Genomic DNA, 17877 nt, shown 5'->3' with positions numbered 1-17877 from the left:
TTTGTATGTTGTAATCGTTAAAGATGAGAAAGATGACTTCCTTATCCTATTACATTTTTCGCACTTTTTTCCAAAGAGCAAAATGCAAGACAGCAAATTAATTCAAATATTAAAGACTTTTTCCGACGATGATTGGGCTGCCATTCGGCTGATGGCCTCCTCTCCTTACTATATTTCTGGACGGGAGGCCGAAAAAGTACAACGCCTCATCGAATTGCTTCACCTCGCACAGCCTGATTTCAATGCTCAATACCTAGACAAGGCTTTAATTGCAAAAAAAATCTATCCAGAAACAAGAGAGAACAACGTAAAGCAACTACCAAAGTTGATGAGTAGGCTGATGCGACTAATAGAAGCCTTTTTTATCCATCAGCAACAAATACCTCCCAATAAAGCTACTCAACAGCGGTTATTGGCAGCAGCATTCGAAGCGAGAGGGCTTAAAGTGCTAGCAGCTCAGAAGCTAAACACTGCAGGAAAACAGCTCAGTAAAGAAAGTAGCAAAGGCAAGGCTTTTTACTGGGAACATCTACAGCTTGCAGAAGCTTGGTTCACCCATTTTAGCTCTACCTCACTAAAAAAATCAACTTGGTACCTCCACGAGACAGAGCAAAAACTGGATGAGTGGTATCTTTTATCTAAACTTGAACAAGTTGTTTGGCAGAAAGCCCAAAGCATCCATACAAACGCTGAAACAACAGAAATACTCCTGCCGATAGAAGGCTTATTAAATGATATTGCAACGCTTGATTTTGGCAAGTATCCTGTTCACGGTGTTTACTACCATGCTCTACTTTTCTTACTCAACTATCATGAAGCCAAGCTAGAACTCTTTCAAGAAGTAGCGCACCAATTGCAGCTTCATAGTCACCTGATGGAAGAGAAAAAAGTAAAGGCCTTACAGACACTGCTTCGCATCTTTGCTACAGGACGTTACAATCATGGTGAGCAGGCCTATCTTAGTATTTCTTTTCATCTCTATCAAGCACATCTCGCAGCAGGATACCTCCATTTTGATGGAAAAATACATTCGCAAACACTCCTTAACATGGTGACGATTGGCTTGAGAATGAAAGCCTTTGAGTGGGTCACTCAATTGCTAAAAGCCAATAAAAGTCGAATTTTAGACCTAGCTTCAGCGCCAAATGCCTATAGATTCAACCAAGCCTTACTCTCCTTTTACCAGGGTAACCTAGAAGAAGCCCTTTCTTTTTTAGATGACACCTACCATAACATTTATTATAAACTCGCCGCCCGACGTCTGGAGATCATGATTTATTATGAACAACAATCCGTTTTACTTGATGCCAAAATGGAAGCGTTTAAGGTGTACATCTTCCGCTTATCTCAAAATCAACTCCCCATTAAGCCCAAAACACTTAACAACAGTTTTATTGATATTTTACGACAAATTGCTCATCCCAAAACACTTGGAAATGATGATAGAATTACCAAAATTAGAAACCGAATAAAGACAACTGCCCATATAGCAGAACGGGAATGGTTACTCGACAAGCTCGCCTAGGTCTCATTTATTTTTTTGCTGCTCCAGCAAAAAAGCATAGCGTAAAAAGACCCCCCAAGCCATAATTGCGCTCACCATCAGGCCGACTTTACCATCCCGGAAGCCCTGCTGAAGGACGAAATGTTTAAAAAATCGAAAAAATGGCTTCCCCAAAAGATGGAAATACCCAACCCGGGCAGTTCTTTTAGAGTGGTCCTGCGCCGACCAATGAGCATAACGGCGCGTTTTATCTAAATAGTGATCCAGGCTACGGAAAGTATAATGATCTAGTCGCTCATTTAAACTACCGACCGTAATTCCATCTGTAGCGATCTCTTCGTGTACCTGTAATTCATTGTAGCGTGCCCGGTCGCGGTGAAAAAACCGAATAACCCGATCACCTTGCCAGCCACTAAATCGTATTTGCTGATTCAGGAAATAATTATCCCTACCAATCCAATAGGCATCAGCAGCAGGTGCTTGGTCAGCGACTAGCAGTCTTTTTATTTCCGCACAAAGCGCGGGAGTAGCCATCTCGTCGGCATCAAGTAGCAATACCCACTGATGTTTGGCCTGGGGGATCGCCCAATTTTTTTGATTTGCGGGCCCTAGGTATTTGCGCTCCAAAACACGCACTGGATAACGACGTGCTATTTCCACAGTCTTGTCGGTGCTAAAGCTATCCACAACCAATATATCATTGGCAAGTTCAAGGATACTCTCCAGGCAACGAGCAATATTATCTGCTTCGTTGTAAGTTGTAATAATAACCGATAACGAACGGGCCACAGCTTCTGTTTTTTTAGATTTCCTTTTTACGGTATTGGCTAATCCCTCACTTGTCCATAAACAATAAAATGAGGGTTGAGTAAATTCTCTTTATTATAAACGACAGGCTCGCCTGTTTCTGCTTGTACAACCTTACCGCCAGCTTCTTCTGCAATAATCTGTGCTGCGGCAGTGTCCCATTCCATTGTTGGTGCTAAACGTGGATAAAGGTGAGCTGCTCCTGAAGCAACCAGCAACAACTTGAGGGAGGAACCTTTACTTACCAATTCTGGCACCTCTAAAGCATCCACAAAAGCTTGGGTCCCCTCGTTTAAGTGGCTTCGGCTAGCCACTACTTTGAGCCCCGTATCGGCCATTGTAAATGAGGCAGCAGTGATTCGCGCTTCGTTGGCACCAGCTACAGCAAATGCACCATACCCTTTAGCCGCCCAATACAACTCGGCAGTAACCGGTACGTAGACAACGCCAAAAACAACCCGTCCAGCCTGTACCAATGCAATGTTAACGGTAAACTCGCCATTACGCTTAATAAACTCTTTAGTCCCATCCAGCGGATCAACCAGCCAAAAGTAATCAAAGTCTTTACGCACGCTGTAAGGCACTTCCTTGTTCTCTTCAGAAACAATAGGGGCCTGAAAATCGAGCTGCTCTAGCCCGGCCATAATAACGGCGTTTGCCGCTTGATCGGCACGTGTAAGCGGACTATTATCCGCTTTGTGCTCAATACCAAAATTATCGTTATCAGCATATACTTCCAGAATAGCAGCACCAGCTGCACGGGCAATTGTACCAACTTCATCAGCCAGCTTCGAGAAATCAATCGTCATTATTCAAAAGGATATTAGTCAGCGCACCAAGATAGGGCTTTTATGGAGGGGCAAGGGCTAATATTCGGATAAAAAGGAAATAGGACGAGCAGGAGAGAATGGGGCATAACACCCTCAAGTGGGAGGGCCCTCCCAGCTGCCGGACCGCCAAGTCCACCCTTGGCCAATCGGCCATCCAGGGCGTGCGACATCATCTGCTACCATCGTAGGTAACAGCCAAGCAATACGCAAAAAAGACCTCTGAATTTCCCTGTTGACCGCAGGGGGTAATAACCGCTGATTGTTTGAGTAATTGTCAATATACTCAAGAAGAACAAATATACTAAAAGTTTTTAAAATAAAAAAAACAAACAAGCGTCAAAAAACACCTTCCTTCCAATTTCCCGCGCTCAGCGGAAGCGTCCTGTTCTTTTCTAGCCGTTCCAGAAATTCGCTTCTCTTCATTCTTTGCGCTCCCATACTCGCAAGATGCCTTGTTTCTTGCTGACAATCAACAAGTTGATATCCTTTCCCCTTCAGGTCTCGAACCAAAGTGATAAAGCCAAACTTGGAAGCATTGGTCGCTTTAGCAAACATCGACTCTCCAAAGAACACTTTTCCCATCGCAATTCCATACAAACCACCAACCAACATATCATCTTGCCATACCTCTACAGAATGGGCGTACCCCAGCTTATGTAGTAGCTCATAAGCCTGGATCATTTCCGGAGTGATCCACGTACTCACCTGCCCATCACGGGGGATAGCACTACAGGCCTTGATCACTTCTGAAAAAGAGGTATCGTAAGTAACTCGATATTTTTGTTGATTAAAGTAAGGGCGCATACTCTTACTCACCTTCAGGTCATTTGGAAAAAGTACGAAACGAGGGTCTGGGCTCCACCACAGAATAGGATCGTCCGCAGAATACCAGGGAAAGATGCCCCAACTATACGCCAATAGTAGGCGCTCTGGACTTAAATCTCCCCCCACCGCTAATAGCCCATCCGGACTAGATTCGTTAGGGTGAGGAAATCTAAGTTCATCTTCTGGCAACCAATATACAGGCATCTCGCTTTACTTAGCTTCCTCGATCACCGCTGAAAGCCCACGTTCGGTGAGCGCATCTTTCTGTGGCTTCAATACTCGCTTTGGACCATTCTTGACATTGGCCTTACCCTTGGTATGGATAATGAGCGCCAACTGCTCAGCTTGGGAGGAAGCATGACCTAGTACATCGACAAAACACTTGATAACCCAATCAAACGAATTGTGGTCATCATTATAGACGATCAGTTGAGCCGGCTCTCCGGTTCCCGTATCCTCTACTTCATCTTCTACCAAGACTTCTTCCAGCTCTTCTACTTCATTCGAGAACAACATAGCAAATACATTATTTAATTTTTCTGCACAACAAGTAGATCAACCTACAAATTGATTAACTACGCCAATGCTTTGCGAATCGCCGCAAAATCAGGCACCTCACCGGCATTCTCCAACACCTCGGCATAGCTAACAGTTCCTTCTTTATCTATTACAAAAGCCGACCGCTTGGATACACCTCTCAGCCCCAACACAAATTCCTCATAAAGCGCGCCGTAATTACGAGACACCTCTTTATTAAAATCCGATAAGAGTGGGAAGTTTAGCGACTGATCCGCCTTAAAGCGGCCCAGTGTAAACGGAGAATCTACCGATACCGCCAGAATATCCGCATCCAGGTTATTGTACGTGGCTATATCATCACGCATCATACACAACTCTTCCGTGCAAACGCTGGTAAAAGCCATCGGAAAGAATAACAACACAACGTTCTTGCCTGCGTAATCGCTAAGAGAAACTTCTTTCAACGTGTCTGAAACAAGAGTAAATGTGGGCGCTTTGTCACCTGCTTTTACAGCCATGATTATATTATTTTTTATGATTTTCCAAAAGCATCTTGCTTTAAGTCTGTTAAAACAAAAAACTTCCCAGAAAGATTTTTATTAGCTAGAAATAATAAGTTCGCTAAAATTCCACCAGAATGTGCACTTTTGCAGATTACAAAGATAAGGCTTTCCGCTATGCTTACAGAAGAACGGCGTGCTTATTTAGAATTACACCTTGCTGTTTTGCTGTTTGGCCTAACGGCCATTCTCGGTGATCTTATTCAACTCACAGCATTGGTGCTTGTTTGGTGGCGCGTACTGCTCACTAGCGGCAGCTTATTACCCTTTGTTAAGCCTCAGCATCTGCTCCGTGATTTGGGGCAGCCCCTGCTTTTGCGTTTTATGGGTATCGGTGTTTTAGTAGCTTTACATTGGCTCACTTTTTACGGTGCCATCAAGCTTTCCAACGCTTCGATCTGCCTCATCTGCATGGCCACTACCTCTTTTTTTACGGCTTTCCTGGAACCACTCATCGTCAAACGGCCTTTCCGCTGGTACGAGATGGCCCTCGGCTTGCTTATCATCCCAGGCATGATTCTTGTCGTCAACAACATCGAGCCAGGCATGATATGGGGTGTTATTGCCGGACTAACTTCCGCTTTCCTCGCCGCCACTTTCGCTACCTTCAACAAAAAATACCTCGCCGATGTCCACCCCAGCCGGGTTACCTTCGTAGAACTGGGCAGCGCATGGCTATTCCTTAGCGCAGTCCTTGGTGTTTTTCTCATTACCGGACGCGACATAGGCACTTGGTGGCCCGCTACGAGCAGCGACTGGTTTTACATCCTCATTCTGGCCTTCCTTTGCACCAACCTCGCCTACACCCTTAGCTTACGTGCCCTACGCCACCTTTCGGCCTTTGCAGCCAACCTCACCGTCAACCTCGAGCCCGTCTACGGCATCATTCTCGCTTGGCTTCTCCTCAATGAGCAAGAAGACCTCGAGCCTGGCTTTTACTGGGGCGTAGTCATCATCCTACTTGCGGTATTCAGCTACCCTGTTATTCGTCGCCGGATGAAGCGGTATGAGAGTTAGTCAGGTTGTTGGTTGATGGTTTTCAACTCAACACTTCCGACCTACAGCTTCTTTATGGGCCATAGCGGCGCTGCGCGCGCTACCGCTTGCTCCGTTCTTAGTGCTTTGCTGCGCTACGCACTACCTCTACGCCAGCTTGTCCTTGGTCGCTCCGCGCCCCGCGCTCCGGCCTACTGGCCTGCGCACTAGTAAGCTCCATCGACATCGAGTAACATAACGTTGAGCAAATACACTGCTTCCGCACTTCTCGGGCCACGGCCCGCTATGTGTCCCGCTGGCGGGACCGATGCGCAGCGTCGAGGGTGGTTGGAGGTGGCTTCTCACTAGTGGGATCAATCACCGCATCGACGACGAATACTACTCAGGAGAAGTCGCCCGATACGCTCCTTCAAACACTATCAAAAAAAATCCTCCCGAACTTTACACGATGGTAAAGTTCGGGAGGATAGCTAAGAAAGGTTCTCCTTCCTTAAAAAAGCTACTAAGAGAGTAACTTAGTTACATTCGTAAGTAGCACGATTATCTTCTACGTCTGCGCTTTCGCGGAACAAAGAAATAAAGGAACTAGCGACAGTACCTTGAGCAGTGCGGCTCATTTGCTGACGAATCTGAGGCAGATTAGTCGCCTGACCAACAGCTGGCTTATTGGTTACTTGTAGTACAAACACCCCTCCTGCACCCTGAATAGGAGCCGAAGTTTGTCCTTGTCCCAAACCAACAGCAGTAGCAACTACTTTAGGCTCAGATCCCAAACCAGGCATAGAAGGCCGGCTAAAGGCAGCACGCTGAATAGTATCTACTTTTGTACCATACTTACCTGCTATTGCACGTAGGTCCATTCCCTGAGTTTGGCTAGCAACCATTTCGGTCTTCTTAGCAGCCAATACTTCAGCTTCTAGTTCTGTACGAATTTCGTCAACACTTGGTGTACCTGGCTCCATGATGTCCTGCAAACCAACTACAACATACTTGTTGTCATAGTAACGAACTTGGTCAGTAAAGCTGTAAACACTAGGGGAAACATCGCCAGGATCAGCTGAAAATGCCCAACAAATAGCATCCTTGGTATCATTACTAAACCCTAGATCACCCAAGGTAAAAGCATTCTTATTGAAAGTAGGCGTAGATACAACACGTAGGTTACCTGCTTCTTGTGCAGCAGCCTTCATATCATCCAATGAACGATTGTTGGCAATAAACTGAGAAGCATCCTGAAACACATTGTCTTGCGTTTCTTTGCTAGGTACGATGGCTTCACGGATGAAGGCAACATTCGCACGCTCAGTGGTCGCAGCAGTACGGCTTAGTACTTCTACGATATGGATACCATAAGCAGTTCGTACTTTATAAAGCTGTCCAGGCACACCAGTGATAAAGAGTACCCGATTAAATTCAGGTACAAACTGGTTAGGCGTTACGCCTTCGTATTTACCACCATTGCTTACACTACCTGGATCTTCGCTAAATGCCACTACCAGTGAATCAAACGCAGTAGTTCCGGCATTCAATACATTGATAATACTATCAGCACGAGCTCCAGCAGTAGCAAACTGGTCAGGAGTAGTAGCACTCAATAAAATGTGACGGGTATCAGCAGAATCCGCCATTACAACCCGGTCAATTACTTTTAGTAAACGGAATTCACCGCTTTCTACGTAAGGTCCGTAAACACTACCAACTGGCAAGTTCATTACCGTGTCAGCAATATCTGTGCTCAGATCATCTTTAGAAGCATAAGCTGGTGTAATAACACCTTCGTACCGCAGTACAAAAGTAGAATCACCGTCTGTAGCGTTTCTGAACTCAGGAATCAATTCTGCCATCTTGGTACGAATAGCCGCAGAGTCAGCAGCGGTAGGCAGCACGTCGAAAACAACGTAATCGAGCACTCGCTCTTCCTGCTTACGCTCATAACGAGCGGCATTGGCATTGAGGTAGCTGCTCAGATCACTGTCAGAAATAGCTACATCGCTATTAGGAATCTGATCATAAGGAACTTTCACGTAGACAAAATCTACATTCTGGTTCTGCTCATTATAACCCATTTCAGCCATCCAGTTAGGCGTATACATGCCCTTCTGAACCAATGCTTGCAATTTGGTTTGCAAGCGATCTTTTTTGATCATGTCCCGCTGCATACGCCAGAACTCTGGGAATTGCGGACTCATACGCCCTTGCTCGATTTCGTCACGAAGTGTACCGCCATCAATCAAGCCTTTGAAATAATCCAGTTGCTGGCGGTTGATCGCGCCGGGCTGCTGAGGATTAGGGAAGTTACGACGAATGATTGGGCTAGGATTAGCACCAAATTCAAGTTCAGCAACTTCAGCTTCACTAATGCCCAAGCCAATTGCTTCTGCTTCGTCTCTGAGAAGCTGATCTTCTACAAACCAGTCCCATAATGTATTTCTATTCTGGTAGCTAGGAAGTGTAGAACCATTGAAACGCAAACTATTGATGCGTTCAAATTCCGTCCGGCGAATCTTTTCACCATTCACTTTACCCACTACGAGTTGAGATAATCCCCCTCCAGGACCTTGTCCTGCGCTTACCATATCCATGACCAGGAAGCCGCCCAAACCGAGGCCAACCGCTACGATCAGTATCCAGGAATTATTTCTGATTTTACCAATCAGTGCCATCTATCGTCAATTTTGCAGCATTTTGAGCCTGTACCCAATAAAACGGGCACAAAGATAAAAGCCTAGTAATCAGTTATTTAAACACCCTGCTTTAAAAGCAGGAGGGCAAAGATACGACCTCGCCCTGAAAAATCCATGCAAAGAAAAGGCTTTGACTGTTAATAACAAAATATTTAGGCGTTTAGGATACAAGTGTTTAACACTTAAATCTGCCTCTTTTTATAAATCAACTCCTAAAACCTCCAATATCTATGGTTTTACACCCACTAAATTAAGCAGCAACTGATTGTCAGGGTATTCTTACTTAGACAATACCTTATTATATTACAGCCCTAATTTAGTTTGATTATCTATACCACCTAATAGAAGTGCATCTATGACAGTATCGCTTCACACCTGGTACAGTCAAAAGCTATTCCTCCTCATGAGCTTACCCATTTTCACCAAAACTACAATCTCAGCACACCTGAGCATTTGCCTCTTACTCGTTTCTACTTCCCCTCTTCTGGGGCAAGATGATTACTTCCAACAAGAAGTAAATTTTTCGATCCAGGTGCAGCTAGATGATCAACTTCACCAACTCAAAGGGCAATGGGCGATGGACTATCACAACAACTCTCCCGACACACTTACTTTTATTTATCTGCACCTTTGGCCCAATGCCTACCAAAACCGAAGCACGGCTTTTGCCCAACAAGAATTGGCCAGTGGCTCCGTCGATTTTTATTTCGCACCAGAAGAAGACTTGGGCTTTATTGACAGCTTGGAATTCACTAACCACAGTATACCACTGGCTGTACTCCCTACCGAACTTGGCCCCGATGTGGTTAAAGTAGTACTTAACGAACCGCTTCCGCCCAAAGGTCATATTCGCATCCAATCACCGTTTAGGCTCCAATTTCCCGCTTCGTTTTCCCGGCTTGGGCATGTAGGGCAGTCTTACCAAGTCACACAATGGTACCCCAAACCCGCCGTCTACGACCGTGATGGCTGGCATCCTATGGCCTACCTCGACTACGGTGAATATTACAGTGAGTTTGGCTCCTATGATGTTTCCCTCACCCTTCCGGCTAACTACCTCGTGGGAGCTACGGGAGAACTCCAAACCAAGGAAGAACAAGCTTGGTTACTCGACAGAGCGCGGGCAACTGCCCAGAAAAGCTGGTCCGACAATGACCCTGCAGTTTATACTTCGCCAGCTTTCCCTGCAAGTGTACCCGAACAAAAAACGCTCCATTATGAAGCCGATTGGGTCCACGATTTTGCCTGGTTTGCAGACAAGCGCTTCCATGTTTTACACGACAGTGTTACCGTCATCGGCAAGACACAGCCCATAAAAGTCTGGTCTTTTTTCACTGACGAACAGGCCCATCTATGGCAAAACTCCCTTGAGTATCTCAAACGCTCAACGGCTTTTTATAGTCAACATATTGGCTCCTACCTTTATCCACAAGTCACCGCTGTACAAAGTGCGCTAAGTGCCGGTGGCGGGATGGAATACCCAATGATTACCGTGATCGGACTTGCCGCCGACGGCAGGGCACTTGACAATGTCATCACTCATGAGGTAGGCCACAACTGGTTTTACGGCATCTTGGCCAGTAACGAACGTACCCACTCCTGGATGGACGAAGGTTTCAACTCTTATTACGACCATCGTTATGACCATCAATATTACGGGCCTGATACGCTCCTCCCTAAAGCAATGAGCGACAACATACCCACTGATCTCGACGAAATCGGCTACCGCTATTATGCCTGCCAACGGCTTACCCAAGCTCCTGACACGCCCTCCGAGCAACTGGAATTCTACAACTATTGGGTAGGTTCTTACGGCACCCCAGCCAAAGCTTTGCGCCAACTCGAAGGTTACTGGGGAAAATATCGGTTTGATCAAGCTATGCAAGCTTACTTCCGTGAATGGCAGTTCAAGCACCCTGGTCCGCAGGATGTGCAAGCGACACTTGAAAAAGAAGGCGACGATGATCTTAGCTGGTTATTCCAAGGCTTTATGCAGTCTGTAGAACAACAAGATTACGAGCTCAAAAAGTTAGACCAAGGGGAGCAACCACAATTAAACCTAACCAACAAGGGCAATATCGCCGGCCCTTTCGCCTTGCAAACCATTGATAGCAATGGTGATACTACCTTAAACTGGCATCCTGGATTTATCGGCAATAAGCAAATAGGCTTAGCCAACAAGAAATACACCCAGCTACTCATTGACCCAGCACACCACAGCCTCGAATCCTATCGCCAAAACAATGACTGGCAGAAAGGTTGGGGAAAGCTGGCACCGCCTCAGCTCCGCTTGCTCACCGGTATCAAGAACGACACCAAGTCTACACTTTTTGCTTTCCCATTACTTGGTTACAACGAGGACGATGGGTTATTGCCAGGAGTCGTTTTACATAATAGGGGCATCATTCCTCAAACGATTGAATGGGTAGCTGCCCCTTTCTATGGTTTTGAAAGCAAAACCCTCAACGGTATGCTGGGCCTACAAGTAAGGATCAAACAAGCTGCAAATAGCACCTTCAGGGAAATAAAGCTTTTTGGCAATCTCCGTAGTTTTCATTTCGCGACCTATGAGCCGGAGGAATTACCCCTTTCCTTTCAGCGCGGAACTGCTGGATTTTCATTGACCTTTCATGAATTGCCCAACAGCAAGTGGGTGCCTAGCCTCACCACCAGAGGCTTATATATCAACACCGAAGAACTAAATTTCAGTATTGAAGGAGACTTTCTAGGCACCAAAGATCAACTTCAGGACATTTATCAGGTTAGTTTCGAAATGGACCGCGACTGGGTACTGAGCCCGGCCCATCTTCGCCTGACCTACGAACACGCCAACTACACCGATGATTTCAGTCGGAACCAGATGCACAACAAGCTTCTCTTCGAGGGAAAGGGAAAGTTTCTATACCAGGCTCAAAAAGCATTCCACTGGCGCTTGTTCGCCGGTTTCTTCTTGAGCAATTCCTTGCAAACAACGACCTACACGCCTGCACAGGCTTTCAGTCTTTTTGATCGCGGTACCGATGATTACCGATTTGACAATGCTTACCTGGGGCGTACTACTACCGATGGGTTGACCTCTCAGCAACTTGGCTTGCGAGCAGGTGGGTTTCGCGCACCCGTCCCCACTGCTTTCCAGGTAGGACGTAGCAACAAAAGAATGATCAGCGTAAATACTTCGATAGATCTCCCCTTTACGCCGAGCTGGTTACCACTGCGCCCTTATCTGGATGCTGGCAGCTACGTAGCCCCCACCTTCAATGGTGATGAAAACAAATTTCTCTGGACAGGCGGGCTGGCCCTCGAATGGTTGGATGGCAAAGTTGGCATCTATGCTCCTCTTTTCGGTTCCCCGGAAATCATCAATCCCCTCAAAGAACAAGGAGGCTTGGGGGAACGACTCGCTTTCCGGCTGTTGATCACAGATTTGATGCCGTGGAAATGGATGGATGGGTTGAGGGGGTGGTAACGGGCACCGTGTTGTTTTCTTGCGTAATAGTTCTCCAAGGCAGGATTTGTGATTTTTGACCTGCTCTTTTCCCCCTTCGCTGCGTTGAAAAGCCTCGCCAACACGCTACATTGCCTGCGTTTCGCTTCGCGGCTTCTTCGAGGTTTCGCCTTGCGAATGGAAAAAATAGCGTCTTTAAATTCTCACAAATCCTACCTTGACGAACTATAATTTAAAATATCACCAATTTCCTAACGACCACTTTATCCCGTACGGTCAAGTACAAAAAGTAGACTCCCGGGGTGTCCAGCCTAAGTTGATTATCCCGCAGCATGCCATCTTGCCTGAGCCTACCTTGCAAATCATACACTACGTAGGGGACCGGTCTGTCGGGTAAGCCACGTAAGTGAATCTCTCCCCGACTAGGATTGGGAAACACCTCTACCGGCGTATCAAAAGTCAAATCCTCGGTACTGGAAACCAGCCAGGTAGAATCACAGGAATAGTCCACGAAGTTGTGCGTCAGACCGTTGGCTTCGAAGCATCGTAGTTTGGTAGTGTACCAGGGGAAGTCGCACAGACCGTAACCTAGTCCCAAACGAAAACTCTTGTCGTTGCCGATGCCGGTGTACACCCTGCCAGTCAGATCGTGTACGAACGAACCGTTGTTGGCCACGCGCAGGTTTTGGATCGGAAAAGCATAGCCGTCGATGTTGCGTAGCGTCAGGGAGTCGACGTAGACCTGGGCAAGGTCCGGGCCCGGAGCGCACGGGCCGTGCCAAGGGGCTTCGTAGTTGACGGTAAAGTCGAGCAAATCCGACTCGGTGGTAGGCGACTCGTAGACAAAGCGCAACTCGAAACGGTCCTCTATTGCGTTATAGTGGTAAACACTGTCCGCTCGTACGTGTACGTAGGTGAGTTGCCCTATTTCAGCGCCCCCCTCAACTTTTTCGACCACGAAAGCGGTAGTGTCGTTGAGGACCGTAGTGTCCACGATTTCGTACACGGCGGGCACCACGCGGTAGCCGTCGTCGACCTCCTCGTACGTCCAGCGGGCACCGATGTGCAGGCTCAGGTCGGGCGGACCGATGCTGTCCAGCAGGACGCGCTCCTTGCATTCCTCGCCGGCTACGCAGCCGTCCGCGTCCACCGACAGCAGCCACAGATGACTGGCCGCCGCCGCTTCGGGGATGGCCTGGACCTGCCGATCGTCGTACCATACGTGGCCCGCCGCGACGATCTCACCAGTGGCGGTCTCGGCTACTTTGTTCAGAAACGAAGGCCGGTAGCGCCCCAGCGAATCGGTGGGTTCGGCGTAGCTGGGGTGCTGGTACACCCGCACCCAGCGCTTTTCGCCCTGCGGACTGATGCGCGCGATGTAGCCGTGATAGGTTTGATGATTACTTTGATAATTACCGCCACTGAACTCCCAAGTCGTACCGCAGACCAGCAAATCACCGTTAGCGGCCTGTTGGATGTCGCGAACCTGATACTGACGCCCCAGAGCAAATCGATTGACGGGCAGCCGATAACTCCAAAGTATACTGTCCAGCGTAGGGTTGAGCTGGTTGACCACGCCCATTGATTCGAGTATTTCCTCGTCGGGTAGGAGTAGGGAACCATAATAGAAATTGCCCTGCTCATCTACGTGAAGACTTTGGAATCGACTTATATTATCATCTCCTAAAAAGCGATTTTGTAAAATATTCCCGGCGGTATCCAGCAAGAGGAGGTCCAGGCCGAGGTCGCCCCCGTCGCCGGGGCCGTTCGAGCGTTCACGTAGGACTGCGAGATCGCCTTCGGGGGTGAATTGGAGATCGTAGAGGTAATTTCGATTGTGTTCGTGCGGTAATAGGCGTTCCCAAATTATTCCTAGTGTGTTCCGATTTAGCTTGATTATTTGAGCACGACTTTGGGTAATATCTGGTAAACGTATATTACCGTACAGGTAAAGAAATTCTTCTCCCGCGATAATTCCTTCGCTATTTGGATCACCAAGATTAAAACTGGGCACGTCCAAGCCATTGAGAAGATTAAAATCTTCGTCAAACACATATAGTAAAGTAGGTCTATTAGTTTCATCTCCATGGCGATGGCCTGTGAGATAATACTTATCATCGTAGAAGACCAGTCGATTGGCTCCTTCCGGAAAAAGGGTATCAAGTGTCACGGTCCGTACTAATTCTCCTTCATAAGTAAACTGATTAATAATTGTACACGAAGGAAAAACGTTATCAGTTTCCCAACAACTTTGTTTAGCGTTAACTATGATACTATTACTAGTTACTACCATTCCTTGGGAATGATCTCTTAACGCTTCGGTAGTCGAATACAGCTTACTGAAAGTCGTTTGAGCAAATAAGGTAAAAGTATCCCCTACTATAATTAGTAAGACGCAAAGTAAGGCATTTTGTAATTTCATAACTTGAAGTTGAGAAACCGCGCTAGCTACCATTCGTAGGATAGCTAGCGCGGCCGAGCGAGGGAAAATTATTAAAGTTAAGTTCTTTTTCCGGTAAGATGCAAGCCAATCTTTATTCACGAGAGTGCTCATTCCGATTTACCGGAATCACACCTCTCCCCATCCGAAACACCTGATCGATCTGCGCTACTGCCTTAATATCTTCCAACGGATTTTCCCGAAGCAGCAATAAATCCGCATACTTTCCAACGGCTACGGTACCAGACATATCCTGGGTCCCCATAAAAAGAGCCGGATTAATAGTCGCGGTGGCCAATACTTCGGCATTACTGAGGCCTGCATCGTGGAGGAGCTGCAACTCTTGCTGAAGCCCAACACCAGGATACACGTAGGGCATCCCCGCAAAATCAGTCCCTGCCAATATGCTAACACCTTGCTGGTGCAGGAAACCAACCAGTGCTTTTTGTTGCTCGAAAAGGCGCTCCTGTACCTCCCAATCGGCCTGGGTATTCTTGCCTAATCGACGGGCTCGGCTGCTTTGCCATTCTTGCTGCAAAAAAGGATGGATAAATGGCTCGTAAGCTGGCTGAACCAGCGCACTGTCTCGCATCTCGGCTTTCAACGCATAAATCAAAAGGGTTGGACATAGCCAAGAGCCCTCTCCTTTCATAAGCTCAGCAATACGGATAATACGAGCAGTATCAGCTTGCCAAATCTCGTCCAAGCGGTTAAGGTGCTCAATACTTTTTTGGCCTAACTGAATAGACCTTTCAGGTGCTATATATTCAGATAAGTGCCCGGCAAAAGATAGTTGGTGTTCATCTGCGTAAGCGGCAATGGCCTCTACTACAGGCTCCTGTATCAGGGAATAAGTCTTAAAAAAATCGGAGCCCGCCGCTACCAAGCTATCCAATAAAAATTCAATGGGCGTAGAGGTCCCATCTATCGGGATTGTAAAATCGTACATCACCGGCGGATTACCATCCAGTATAGGACCAGCACCAAATATCGCTGGCCCTCGCGTTGGGTCTATTGCAACCTTTTGCTTCATTCCTTGCTGAATAGCTAATTCTCCCCCCATATCGCGCACCCCTGTAATTCCATGTGCTAATAAAACATCGAATAAAAGGGAATCATTGCCTGCATCCCAGGCAAGGTGAAAGTGCATATCCCACATTCCGGGCATCAGGTATTTACCGCTACCATCAACAGTAGCAATCTGGGCATTGGAGGGTGCTAACCATTCGTTTCCTATAAAATGGATGAGTGAATCTTTGAGAACAACCGTTTGAGACTTCAGCAATTCGCCATTGACAACATCAACAACATGGACATCTTCAATCACTTTATAAGCTGGACCAGTAGCTGTTTTCAGAAAAGAACAGCTGTATATCAGCGCCAGACTTAATAATAGTACTTTACCCATAGCTAGATATCATTCTCAATTAATAACCTTAATTACTTAAAAGCCCGCATCGTAATAGATATTCTTTTCCCATTGTATTTCTTAAAAGCCGGAACCTCGTGCGTCCAGCTAAGATTTGTCTCCCAGGGAATAACAATTACTTCTCCATTTCTAACCGTAAAATCCTTAAACCCTTTTCTGCCGTGTGGGCGTAGCCTAAAAACACGTTCTTGCCCTAGCGAAATCGTGACAATGGGGCTACCGGTCATCAAGTCACGAGTGTCGTCGCGGTGTGCTCCAATATAATGGTTTTGTTGACCATCGTACCAGTTTAGTAATAAACCATTTAGTCGCGGATCAATATGCTCACAAGCCCAATCAAGGTATCCCTTCAAATCCTGACCAATTGCAAGCGCGTTATTTTTAGATCCCGTATACCGGTAATTTTTGCCATAAGCCTGTTGCCAACGTGGCGTAAGCACCTCTTTACCATGCATCATCAACCGATGGTAGGATGGCGGATGCCTTTCCCAAAGTTGCAAAAAGGCTTCATACGGTAAATTGAATTGAGGAACGGTGTTGGAAACATAGACTTTGGCCTTTTCGTCTAAAGGAATCGGCTCAAACAATTCATGGTTCATAAGTCGGCAAAACTTTTAGCTTGGCTTTAGCCAAACTTATTAAAAAAAGAAGCCCGAAAATGCTCCCTCTTTAGTAATGAGGTGAGCATTTTCGGACCTTTTCAGCGTAATACCAAAACTGTTCTATTTGTCCAACATATACAAGACTTGCGTCATCCATTTATTGGGGTCTGTTTCCGTATCAGGGCCAGGATCACCCATGTATCTTTCAATTGCTGGCTCTTTACCAATTAAGCCATTTGCTTCTATGTAAGCTGCAATTGCCTCATGCGCAGCACCCGTTCCTTCATAAGGGCCGACATAATTAATTTGAAGGGCACGACCGGCGGGAATCTCTATTGAAGTAAGGCCTTCTATCGTTGCACCGCTAGCGGCAGGAATACCTATAGCTACATCTGATGTTTGTGTTTCTTCATCCCAGGTATAGAACAAACCAGTAGGTGTACCTGCCATCGCTACTCCACTCTCGCCAAAAGCCATCCCTACTGCAGGCATTACTTCCTGAAAATGCGCTCCCATATCTTTCATCGCAACGGTAGCTCGTTTAACGAGATAATGCGTAGCTGGGAAATCAACTTCCTGGATAGTAAGATCTGGTCCGGCGGGTAAAATGCTTTCTACTTCTTCTTTCAGAAAAGCCAAGCCTTCCTCATAGTCCTTGCTAATCATCCCTTCAAAATCCTGAAAAAGGAGCATAGCATTGAATGGGAAAGGGAATTTGGAATCAAAAGTCCAAGTGACTTCTGTGCCTTTATCCGCTGGTTTAAAATACCAGTTGGAATTGGTATTCCCTTGTCCATCAAATTCTATTAAAGTGTGTAAGCTATCAGGGCCCCAGGCATCGGTAATCGTTAATTGTCCGGCACCACTATCTTCACTCGTCCAGGTGTAATAGGCACCGGCACCAGCTTTGGTTTCGCTATATTCATTTTTGATGGTCGCATCACGCCGCTGCCAGGGCGACCAACGTTCCCAGCTAGGCAATTCACTGACAACTTGATAAACTGTCGCAGGGTCTGCATTAATCGTCGTGGAACGGCTGATAACAACCTGATTGGGCGCAATCAGTCCCAACAAGGCGACAATAGCCAACAAGCCTAGAACTACAAGGCCTAAGGTTTTTAAAACTTTCATAAACAAGTGGTTTTGATAAAAGAATATTAGTGTTTATCAGGTACCAATACTAGTTAGTTACCCATAACTAGTAGCAAGTTACGGAATTAAAACAACATTTGTTTG

At 46.5% G+C, this 17877-nt stretch carries 13 protein-coding genes; 3 read left to right on the top strand and 10 right to left on the bottom strand.

Annotated elements, in window-relative coordinates; all coding sequences use genetic code 11:
• The first annotated feature begins 82 nt into the window (after window positions 1-82).
• Window positions 83-1525 (top strand): hypothetical protein, encoded by a 1443-nt coding sequence (locus A3EU_RS0117130; protein WP_156825802.1) that lies wholly within the window; start codon window positions 83-85, stop codon window positions 1523-1525.
• 3 nt (window positions 1526-1528) lie between these two features.
• Here A3EU_RS0117130 and A3EU_RS0117125 read toward each other — a convergent pair whose 3' ends face one another.
• From A3EU_RS0117125 to A3EU_RS0117100, 5 genes are all read right to left on the bottom strand, one after another.
• Window positions 1529-2293: a glycosyltransferase family 2 protein gene (locus A3EU_RS0117125; RefSeq protein ID WP_020537416.1), complete on the bottom strand. Its 765-nt coding sequence runs from the start codon at window positions 2291-2293 to the stop codon at window positions 1529-1531.
• A gap of 38 nt (window positions 2294-2331) precedes the next feature.
• Window positions 2332-3120 carry a 3'(2'),5'-bisphosphate nucleotidase CysQ gene (cysQ, locus tag A3EU_RS0117120; RefSeq protein ID WP_020537415.1) on the bottom strand — a complete coding sequence of 263 codons (789 nt, stop codon included), beginning with the start codon at window positions 3118-3120 and terminating at the stop codon, window positions 2332-2334.
• Between the two features lie 357 nt (window positions 3121-3477).
• Window positions 3478-4170, bottom strand: a complete 693-nt coding sequence (gene aat, locus A3EU_RS0117110) for a leucyl/phenylalanyl-tRNA--protein transferase (RefSeq protein ID WP_020537413.1) — start codon at window positions 4168-4170, stop codon at window positions 3478-3480.
• A 6-nt stretch (window positions 4171-4176) separates the two neighbouring features.
• Entirely contained in the window at window positions 4177-4482 is a 306-nt protein-coding gene (locus A3EU_RS0117105; RefSeq protein ID WP_020537412.1) for an ATP-dependent Clp protease adaptor ClpS, read from the bottom strand.
• Between the two features lie 59 nt (window positions 4483-4541).
• Window positions 4542-5003 carry a redoxin domain-containing protein gene (locus A3EU_RS0117100; protein WP_020537411.1) on the bottom strand — a complete coding sequence of 154 codons (462 nt, stop codon included), beginning with the start codon at window positions 5001-5003 and terminating at the stop codon, window positions 4542-4544.
• A gap of 159 nt (window positions 5004-5162) precedes the next feature.
• On the opposite strand from A3EU_RS0117100, the gene A3EU_RS0117095 reads away from it, so the two are divergent.
• Window positions 5163-6062 carry a DMT family transporter gene (locus tag A3EU_RS0117095; protein WP_020537410.1) on the top strand — a complete coding sequence of 300 codons (900 nt, stop codon included), beginning with the start codon at window positions 5163-5165 and terminating at the stop codon, window positions 6060-6062.
• A gap of 494 nt (window positions 6063-6556) precedes the next feature.
• Here the strand turns inward: A3EU_RS0117095 and A3EU_RS0117090 are convergent, their stop codons facing one another.
• Window positions 6557-8704, bottom strand: a complete 2148-nt coding sequence (locus A3EU_RS0117090; protein ID WP_020537409.1) for a peptidylprolyl isomerase — start codon at window positions 8702-8704, stop codon at window positions 6557-6559.
• Window positions 8705-9080: 376 nt separating this feature from the next.
• On the opposite strand from A3EU_RS0117090, the gene A3EU_RS0117085 reads away from it, so the two are divergent.
• Window positions 9081-12191: a M1 family metallopeptidase gene (locus tag A3EU_RS0117085; protein ID WP_156825801.1), complete on the top strand. Its 3111-nt coding sequence runs from the start codon at window positions 9081-9083 to the stop codon at window positions 12189-12191.
• A gap of 211 nt (window positions 12192-12402) precedes the next feature.
• Here the strand turns inward: A3EU_RS0117085 and A3EU_RS0117080 are convergent, their stop codons facing one another.
• The 4 genes from A3EU_RS0117080 to A3EU_RS33015 form a co-directional block, all read right to left on the bottom strand.
• The gene (locus tag A3EU_RS0117080) at window positions 12403-14592 is read right to left on the bottom strand and encodes a T9SS type A sorting domain-containing protein (RefSeq protein WP_044086147.1); all 2190 of its coding nucleotides are present in this window, start codon (window positions 14590-14592) and stop codon (window positions 12403-12405) included.
• Between the two features lie 112 nt (window positions 14593-14704).
• Entirely contained in the window at window positions 14705-16018 is a 1314-nt protein-coding gene (locus tag A3EU_RS0117075; RefSeq protein ID WP_020537406.1) for an amidohydrolase family protein, read from the bottom strand.
• Between the two features lie 32 nt (window positions 16019-16050).
• Entirely contained in the window at window positions 16051-16638 is a 588-nt protein-coding gene (locus tag A3EU_RS0117070) for an alpha-ketoglutarate-dependent dioxygenase AlkB (protein WP_020537405.1), read from the bottom strand.
• Between the two features lie 123 nt (window positions 16639-16761).
• The gene (locus tag A3EU_RS33015; protein WP_020537404.1) at window positions 16762-17772 is read right to left on the bottom strand and encodes an SRPBCC family protein; all 1011 of its coding nucleotides are present in this window, start codon (window positions 17770-17772) and stop codon (window positions 16762-16764) included.
• Window positions 17773-17877: the final 105 nt, after the last annotated feature.

This window comes from Lewinella cohaerens DSM 23179 (assembly GCF_000379805.1).
Lineage (GTDB): Bacteria > Bacteroidota > Bacteroidia > Chitinophagales > Saprospiraceae > Lewinella > Lewinella cohaerens.
The sequence above is the reverse complement of the archived record's forward strand: the minus strand, read 5'-3'. Positions and strand labels throughout refer to the sequence as shown.

What these genes read in the sequence shown, in the direction of transcription:
- A3EU_RS0117130 (WP_156825802.1), top strand. Translation starts at nt 83, where the DNA reads ATGCAAGACAGCAAATTAATTCAAATATTAAAGACTTTTTCCGACGAT.
- cysQ (WP_020537415.1), bottom strand. Translation starts at nt 3,120, where the DNA reads ATGACGATTGATTTCTCGAAGCTGGCTGATGAAGTTGGTACAATTGCC.
- aat (WP_020537413.1), bottom strand. Translation starts at nt 4,170, where the DNA reads ATGCCTGTATATTGGTTGCCAGAAGATGAACTTAGATTTCCTCACCCT.
- A3EU_RS0117105 (WP_020537412.1), bottom strand. Translation starts at nt 4,482, where the DNA reads ATGTTGTTCTCGAATGAAGTAGAAGAGCTGGAAGAAGTCTTGGTAGAA.
- A3EU_RS0117100 (WP_020537411.1), bottom strand. Translation starts at nt 5,003, where the DNA reads ATGGCTGTAAAAGCAGGTGACAAAGCGCCCACATTTACTCTTGTTTCA.
- A3EU_RS0117095 (WP_020537410.1), top strand. Translation starts at nt 5,163, where the DNA reads ATGCTTACAGAAGAACGGCGTGCTTATTTAGAATTACACCTTGCTGTT.
- A3EU_RS0117090 (WP_020537409.1), bottom strand. Translation starts at nt 8,704, where the DNA reads ATGGCACTGATTGGTAAAATCAGAAATAATTCCTGGATACTGATCGTA.
- A3EU_RS0117085 (WP_156825801.1), top strand. Translation starts at nt 9,081, where the DNA reads ATGACAGTATCGCTTCACACCTGGTACAGTCAAAAGCTATTCCTCCTC.
- A3EU_RS0117080 (WP_044086147.1), bottom strand. Translation starts at nt 14,592, where the DNA reads ATGAAATTACAAAATGCCTTACTTTGCGTCTTACTAATTATAGTAGGG.
- A3EU_RS0117075 (WP_020537406.1), bottom strand. Translation starts at nt 16,018, where the DNA reads ATGGGTAAAGTACTATTATTAAGTCTGGCGCTGATATACAGCTGTTCT.
- A3EU_RS0117070 (WP_020537405.1), bottom strand. Translation starts at nt 16,638, where the DNA reads ATGAACCATGAATTGTTTGAGCCGATTCCTTTAGACGAAAAGGCCAAA.
- A3EU_RS33015 (WP_020537404.1), bottom strand. Translation starts at nt 17,772, where the DNA reads ATGAAAGTTTTAAAAACCTTAGGCCTTGTAGTTCTAGGCTTGTTGGCT.